At 51.0% G+C, this 6,875-nt stretch carries 7 protein-coding genes; 3 read left to right on the top strand and 4 right to left on the bottom strand.

Features of this window, described 5'->3' with window-relative positions:
• The 3 genes from ACLQ7H_RS18750 to glpE all read left to right on the top strand — a co-directional run.
• The coding region (locus tag ACLQ7H_RS18750) for a LuxR C-terminal-related transcriptional regulator (RefSeq protein WP_411753966.1) at positions 1 to 530 on the top strand (530 nt) is incomplete at its 5' end.
• A 384-nt stretch (positions 531 to 914) separates the two neighbouring features.
• On the top strand, positions 915 to 1,904 hold the full coding sequence (locus ACLQ7H_RS18745; protein ID WP_411753965.1) for an autotransporter outer membrane beta-barrel domain-containing protein: 990 nt from the start codon (positions 915 to 917) through the stop codon (positions 1,902 to 1,904).
• 263 nt (positions 1,905 to 2,167) lie between these two features.
• The gene (gene glpE / locus ACLQ7H_RS18740) at positions 2,168 to 2,494 is read left to right on the top strand and encodes a thiosulfate sulfurtransferase GlpE (RefSeq protein ID WP_411753964.1); all 327 of its coding nucleotides are present in this window, start codon (positions 2,168 to 2,170) and stop codon (positions 2,492 to 2,494) included.
• A 51-nt stretch (positions 2,495 to 2,545) separates the two neighbouring features.
• Here glpE and ACLQ7H_RS18735 read toward each other — a convergent pair whose 3' ends face one another.
• The 4 genes from ACLQ7H_RS18735 to rbsK form a co-directional block, all read right to left on the bottom strand.
• The gene (locus ACLQ7H_RS18735; protein WP_411753963.1) at positions 2,546 to 3,832 is read right to left on the bottom strand and encodes an MFS transporter; all 1,287 of its coding nucleotides are present in this window, start codon (positions 3,830 to 3,832) and stop codon (positions 2,546 to 2,548) included.
• Complete coding sequence (locus ACLQ7H_RS18730) at positions 3,832 to 4,311, bottom strand: YhcH/YjgK/YiaL family protein (protein ID WP_411753962.1); 480 nt, start codon at positions 4,309 to 4,311, stop codon at positions 3,832 to 3,834. The genes ACLQ7H_RS18735 and ACLQ7H_RS18730 overlap by 1 nt, the downstream gene beginning before the upstream one ends.
• Positions 4,312 to 4,379: 68 nt before the next feature.
• Positions 4,380 to 5,303 carry a dihydrodipicolinate synthase family protein gene (locus ACLQ7H_RS18725; RefSeq protein WP_411753961.1) on the bottom strand — a complete coding sequence of 308 codons (924 nt, stop codon included), beginning with the start codon at positions 5,301 to 5,303 and terminating at the stop codon, positions 4,380 to 4,382.
• 58 nt (positions 5,304 to 5,361) lie between these two features.
• On the bottom strand, positions 5,362 to 6,573 hold the full coding sequence (gene rbsK, locus ACLQ7H_RS18720; protein ID WP_411753960.1) for a ribokinase: 1,212 nt from the start codon (positions 6,571 to 6,573) through the stop codon (positions 5,362 to 5,364).
• Positions 6,574 to 6,875: the final 302 nt, after the last annotated feature.

Here is a 6,875-nt window from a genome sequence, read left to right as displayed (position 1 = left end):
ATCTCAACCGTAACCTGCTGCTCAGTAACCATCTCTACTGGCAGATGGACCGCAAAGTGGATGCCCAGCGCGCGTTGATAGAGTCACTTTCGCTGGCCAACCGTACCGGGTTTATCAGCCACTTTGTGATCGAGGGAGAGGCGATGGCGCAGCAACTTCGTCAACTGATCCAACTCAACACGCTGCCGGAAATGGAACAGCATCGCGCCCAGCGCATTCTGCGCGATATCAACCAGCATCACCGGCATAAGTTCGCCCATTTTGACGAGAACTTCGTCGATAAGCTGCTAACTCACCCGCAAGTGCCAGAATTGATCCGCACCAGCCCGCTGACACAGCGTGAATGGCAGGTGCTGGGCCTGATTTACTCCGGTTACAGCAACGATCAGATCGCTGGGGAGTTGGCCGTAGCGGCCACCACCATCAAAACCCATATCCGTAATCTGTATCAAAAGCTGGGTGTCGCCCATCGCCAAGAAGCGGTGCAGCAGGCGCAGCAGTTGCTGAAAATGATGGGTTATGGTGCGTAGTTTTAAAAGCAGATCAATAGGTTAATCCCGATGTAGCGCCCTTCACCCTAACCCTCTCCCACAGGGAGAGGGGACCGAACGTGCCACATTTTGACAACTGCGTTCGACCATAAATCCGCAGGGGTGGATGTCCAGCTGGTTTAACCTTTACGCCGCTGCCTTGCTATCTATTTCGGTCATCCTGGGGGATTTCCCAGGATGAGCATTAATCCTCCTTTTATTACGCAACCTATAGTTTAGAAAATATATAAAGCCTGATACATCCACCAAATAAATAGGTCGCGCGATATCACTGGCGGTTAATCTAAAGCCCGCCGGTTTTCTCATGACTTTATCGTTTCATCTGGGTACTATTGCGGCAAATTTCCATATGGAGTTGGGATTGTGCCAATAAACAGGAAAACACTTATTGCGGTTGGAATTTATCTCACTGCCTCTCCGGCCATGGCGAGCACGGATACCCTCATCGATTATAGTTCTCGGCCCGACGCCGGGGTTTATCTGGGTAACCAGGTTGCCGCATCAACGCTATTTTCTCATACCCTGCACCAAAGAAAGACCGCGCCAGGGGACAGTCAATTCTGGATGCGCGTTTCGGGTTATCACAGCAAGGATCTGAGCGCAGGCGATAACGGCTTGCCCGTCGATATGGATCGTCAGGTCTTTATGCTTGGCGGCGATTTACTGGCCTTGGATAACAACAAAGAAGAGTGGACGGCAGGCCTGATGACCGGCTACGGCCATGCCAAGAGCAGCGCTAACAACGCCACCCTCTCATCCGAAGGTAAAGTCGACGGCTATTCTATCGGCGCTTACAGCACCTGGTATCAGGATAAGAAAAAGCACTCTGGGGCATATGTGGATTCCTGGCTGCAATATGCCTGGTTTAACAACAGCGTGACCTATGCCCAGGGCAAGCAGGATTATGACAGCACCGGCTTTAGCGCCTCGCTGGAAACCGGCTATGCCTTGCAGCCTTTTTCGGCACTCGAGTTGATTATCGAGCCACAGCTGCAGATTATTTATAACCGCTTCGATGCCGATAATTATCAGGATCCAGCGGGCGTCTATATTCATCAGGCAGATGTGCCAAACTTTACTTCTCGCGTCGGCATTCGCTGGTACAGCGATCAAGACGATTATACTACCGCCTATCTCGCCACCAACTGGTGGCATAATAGTGGTAAGAACACGGTTAACTTTAATGATACGCGGGTAGAAACCAACGCCCTGGATGATCTGTTTGAGGTGAAGTTAGGCCTGCATTCGCCTAGCACTTACAACATGCAGCTGTGGTTTGAAGGCGGGATCACCATGGGAGCCAACAGCTACCAGGATTACGGCGGCACCTTGGGTGTGAGCTATCGCTGGTAACAACGTTTTTCGCCATTATGTCCCCTAGACCGGTTCGGGCTCAAATGCTGGTATACCCTATGGATTTCAAGTTGCAGCTAGGCGACAAGCTCACTCATCCCCAGGAGCTTACTTTTCGTAAGTGGCTGGGGTGAGTGAACGCAGGTAACAACGCTGCAGCTTGAAAGACGACGGGTATAAAGACCCTGCTGTTGCTCTGGTCTAAATCCGGCCAATGTTGGATACAATAACGGCATTAGCCCATTACCCGGTATTTTGCAGTTATGGAACAATTTGAAACAATCGACGTAGAGCAGGCACACCAACGCCTGCAAGAAGATAGCGCCGTGCTGGTCGATATTCGCGATCCACAAAGCTTTGAGGCTGGGCATACGCCTGGCGCTTTTCATCTGACCAACGCTACCTTGTCCGCCTTTATGCAACAAAACGAGTTCGATCGCCCGGTGATGGTCATGTGCTATCACGGCAACAGCAGCCGTAGCGCCGCGCAGTATCTGCTGCATCAGGGGTTTGATGCGGTTTACAGCATTAATGGCGGTTTTGAGGCCTGGGCCCGCCAGTTCCCACAGGACGTTGAGACCTCCGCGTAGCCAGAAAGGGCGCGCCATGCGCAACCGCATGAACTGCGCCCTCCGTTACCACTACGCTGCAACTATTGGCTTTTTCACAAACAGGCCATAGCTAAAGGCCCCTAGCATCAACAACCCCGCGCCCAACAGGAACACATTGGTGAACTGTCCTGTCAGGTCCAGGATCACACCAGTGACAATCGGTGCCATCGCTGCGCCAAGGAACCCGCCAAAATTCTGAATAGCTCCTAATGATGCTACCTGATCTTTCGGTGCAATGTCCGTCGCTAACGTCCAGATCACGCCTGAAGGTAATTGCGAGCAGAAATAACCCAGCGATAATAATAAGATGCAGACCGGAGTGCTGCTAACGAACGGGATTGGCGCAACAAAGCAGGCCGCCATTGCCGCACCACAAACGATTGGGATCTTGCGCGCGCTGATGGTTTTCATGCCCCTGCGGATCAAGCGATCGGAAATCGCCCCGCCGCATAACACCCCTAATATCCCGGCAAAGAATGGGATCGACGCGATCCAACCGGTTTGTTTAAGGCTAAAACCTAACGAGTTCTCCAAATAGCTGGGTAACCAGGTCAGGTAAACCCAGATGGTAAACATGATGGAGAAGTTGCCCAATATCATGAACCAGGTGGTTCTATGGCGGAACAACGAACCCCAACTGGCTTTGCTTGCTCCCTTTTCTTCTGCAGCGGCAGGCATACGTTGACCCACATGGATCAGCGCTTCCTCCCGAGCCGTCGGATCACGGTAGAACTTGAACCAGGCCAATAACAGTGGGATCCCGGCCAGGCCGATCACGATAAACATACCGCGCCAACCGAGAGTCAGCAGTAAAACGGTCAGGATTGGCGGCGCTACGGCGTTGGCAATCTGTGAACCCGTATTAATAATGGACGTGGGTAAGCCACGCTCCTTTTCAGAAAACCACCGGTGGGTGATCTTGATCCCTGAGGTAAAGAACGGCGATTCAGAAATGCCAAGCATCATGCGCAGGCCGTAGAACATTGAATAGCCGTTCACAAATGCCGCCATCACGGTAAAGCTAGACCACAGGCCCAGCGCCCAGGAGAACATTTTCTTTGGCCCAAGCTTATCCACCAACCAACCCGCAGGCAGGTTAGCCAGCGCATAAGGCCATAAGAATGCGGAAAGCAGCATCCCCATTTGGGTTGAAGAAAAACCAAACTCTCGGGCAATAGTGGTATTGGCAATACTCAGGTTGGCACGGTCAAGATAGTTCACCACGGCGGCAACCAGCAGGATCACAATAATTCCCCAACGCAAACGAGAAACGGGAGTCACCGCATCCGAGCTTAAAGCAGAGGTGGCCTCTTTCATTATGCTACCTCCGTGAACAGGCTTAGATGGATTTTGATTACCGCTTTACGGATCAACACCTCTCCACGGCTCTGGCAGCATGGGCGATGCAGATCATGGGGGAAAAACACCGCGAACATCCCGGGCAATAGCGTCACAGGGATCTCATTGTGCGTTTGCTGATAGAACACGATATCGTGCTGCAAGCGCTGTTCTACCACGTCTTCATTCCCAAGGCGGCGTGCAACGCCGATGGTCTCTTCGCCCCGCAACAAATATTGAATATCGACAAAATCAAAATGCGATTCCGCTCGCATCTGTTCTGCCGGTACCGTGTTCATTTCCTGTAGCAGGCAAAACATCTTGCCGGGAATAATATCGAGTTTGCCAAGGGGCAACTCGCTAAAGTCAGTTTGTTGGATAAACGTAATAGCCTGGTGAAAAATGGGATGAAAGGCATGCTTTTCCTGATCCCAATCTTTTAAATCGCAAATTATCATGGTGTTCCATACCCCATATTGTGAATATTTTTATCAAGGGGCCGCGCTAGATGCCCCCCTGCAGCGGTTTATTCAACAATCTTTTTCTGGTAGAACTCGGTACCGGTGTGGATTTGATCCAGGATCACGCCCAATCCCCAGAATTTCTCCAGCACGTTGTCTTTATTGACCCGGCAAAATTCGCTGCCAAACGTCCCCAGTCGTTGGTGATAAATTTTGGCGTTCTTTGGATATCCCAGCGTTTCGCTCACGGCAGCCAATGACAGGAAGGTTGCCAGTTCCTCCGCCAAGGCCGGTTGTTGCGCACCCTGATGGTAAAGCCAGTGGTATAACTCCGGATGGAAGTTGGTGAATACGCCGCTGAAGCCTTTGGAACCAGCCAGCATGGCCGGATAGGCAATCGCAGCATTGGCATTGATAATGTTAAGTGGCGTATTGGCTACCAGTTGCACCCGGCGTGTCACGGTCGCCAGATCGCAGCTCACATCTTTGAGTACCACAAAGCGGCCACTATTGGCGCAAAAGGCCAGTTCCTCATCCGTCAGCAGGCGGCGATAAGGGGCCGGGCACTCGTACAAGCCCAGAGGCATACTGGCAGGCAGCGCCGCCAATAAGGCTTCCAGGGTGCTGAAAAACGTGGCACTCCCCAGATTTTTCGGATCGAGATGATTGGTTACCAGCACCAGTGCATCAATGCCAGTACCTGCCATCATTGCCAATTCTTCAATCTGTTGATCAAGTGCATCGCTGATATGGCCAGAAGCGATCACGGGTACGCGGCCATCCACCTGCTGCACCACAAAATGCGCCAGCTCAACCCGCTCCTGCAAACTGAGATATTGCATTTCACTGGATTGGCAGACGGCAAACAGTGCGTCGACGCCACGCTGCAGATACCAGTCAATCAGCCGCGACAAGCCGGGATAATCTATTTCATTATTCTCAGTGAACGGCGTTAACATTACTGGGACAACACCATTAATCGTTTTCATCTTTACTCCTGTTACCACATCGGTGGTGAATGGTTATCTTGTTGAAAGTGAAACAGCGTTAGCGCTGTGCCAACCGGGTAATGACTTGTGCATGCTCAGGCATATTGGCGGCCCCTTCGCGTTCCACGGCCAGTGAAGCAAAAGCCGCAGCGTAAGTAGCGGCCTGAGCAACCGTTTGCCCTGAAGCGGTAGCAGCAGCAAAGGCACCATTAAATGCATCCCCCGCACCGGTGGTATCAACGCTCAGTGCCGGAAATGCCGGGATATGCTGGAACTGCCCGCCATCAAAAATTAATGCCCCCCGCGCGCCCATGGTGATAATCACCTGACGGGCACCCAAAGCGGCGATGCGCTGTGCCGCCTTTTTGGCACTATCCAGATCCGTCACCTCAATGCCTGAGAGCAACGAAGCCTCAGTTTCGTTAGGTGTGATCACATCAACAAACGCCATGCATTGCAGTGCATCATCGGAATAGGGAGCTGGATTTAAAATAACCTTAACCCCCAGCGAATTAGCAAGGCGCATAACATTCAGCGTTGCGTCAAAGTTATTTTCCAACTGGACAAGTAATACATTGGCCTGTGAGAGTTCCGGAGTAATTGCAACCACTTCTTCGTTGGTAATGGTTTTGTTAGCCCCGGAGTAAATTGCAATCATATTCTCACCGTCCTGCTGTGAAACATAAATAATTGCATTACCCGTAGGTTCAGTTTCCGATTGATATAAATCAAAGGAATATATTTCGGACGAAGATAGATGATCAAAGGCAAATTGACTAAATTGGTCCTTGCCCACTTTAGAGACAAAATGCACTCTGGCCCCGGCCCGGCTGGCAGCCATAGCCTGGTTAGCCCCTTTTCCACCAGGGCCTAAGGTACTGCCGAGTGCCAGCAGCGACTCACCTCCCCGCGGGAACCGTGTCACTTTTGCAACGATATCGACATTAAATGACCCGAGAACACACACATTACCCTGCATAATTTTTCCTTTATCTTTTTCCGGCGTTTCTTTTTTATTTTTTTCCAAACGTTTGAGTAAAACTTCAAAACTCCGGCCAGTGTCAGTAATAAGTTGACTCTGCAAACTATGGCGGATCAGTATTGCGCCGCCATAACAACGACGTACCAATCCCTGCCGTGCCAATTCGTTTAAATCACTCCTGATGGTTTCTTTAGTTACCCTAAATACCGCAGCTAAATGTGTCACTCGGACACGATCATATTCATCGAGATATCCCAGGATCTTATTACGCCGTTCTTCAAGAAACATAGTCACCTCAGTATTTACCTTTGAGAGTATGTGAGCTCATGTGGTTAAAAAGTGACAGGGATCATAGGCTGTGAGGCAAAGCGGAAGGAAACAAAAATCGGCTAACAGGAAAAATCATCACCATCACCCGCCGTTTTTTGCAGATCCACTCCCTGTGCTCAGGATTTCAACGGTATAATCAGCCGCCAATGCCATCGGCGGTTTTGCCCGTGGCCAAAGTCATCTACTTAGACGGAAAATCTATGGTTCGAGTGATCGCCGTATCCAACCCTCGCCTGGCGCAGGCCTTTGTCGATTACATG

The sequence above is a fragment of the Serratia sp. (in: enterobacteria) genome, from assembly GCF_046715635.1.
Taxonomy (GTDB): domain Bacteria; phylum Pseudomonadota; class Gammaproteobacteria; order Enterobacterales; family Enterobacteriaceae; genus Chania.
Note: the sequence above shows the minus strand (reverse complement) of the source record. Positions and strands in the feature narration are given on the sequence as shown.